Annotated in this window: 1 protein-coding gene; it reads right to left on the bottom strand. The window is 34.1% G+C overall.

The window, feature by feature from the left end:
- Nucleotides 1-551, bottom strand: a 551-nt coding sequence (locus tag SM447_RS29790; protein WP_474576190.1) for a ParA family protein, incomplete at both ends; no start/stop codon positions are given.

The following is a 551-nucleotide window of genomic DNA, read 5'->3' as shown; positions in this document are numbered from 1 at the left end:
AATTTAGTCTGCCTTGGACTGATGCCACTTTTAGAACTACTAGGGGTCAACATAGTATATACAACACCCAAGCATTTTAAGGGAGAGGAAGATGAGTTTACTTTTTCACTGAGAAGCTCGGAAAGTAAGCTGATTCCAATTGTTGAGAATTCATCTAACTTACTTGGGATTAAGTAATAGTCACTCAATGAAAGTGAGACCGATGTTAAATGCCCCCAAGTAGGTGGGCAATCAATAATTATATAATCATATTTCTCTTTTATATTATTCTTATTAAAGTAAGCCTGAATCCGGTCTCTGGCAGTTGCATTAACGTCTACAATTAGCCTAAGGTCTCCGGGGATTATATCTAAATAATTATCCTCTTCATCTGTAATCAGATTGTAGAGAATGTTTTTCGCTTCATTTGAATTCTTCTTTCTTTTTGAAAGGCCTTGATTTTGGGATTGCGAAAAAATATTTCTTATAGTTTTATCTTCTTCTCGCAAAGTAAAATACTCACTTACACTACTCTTGAAATATTTAAAAAGACTCTGGGTAGTATTAAACTG

Source organism: Micromonospora aridisoli (genome assembly GCF_056150025.1).
The sequence above is the reverse complement of the archived record's forward strand: the minus strand, read 5'-3'. Positions and strand labels throughout refer to the sequence as shown.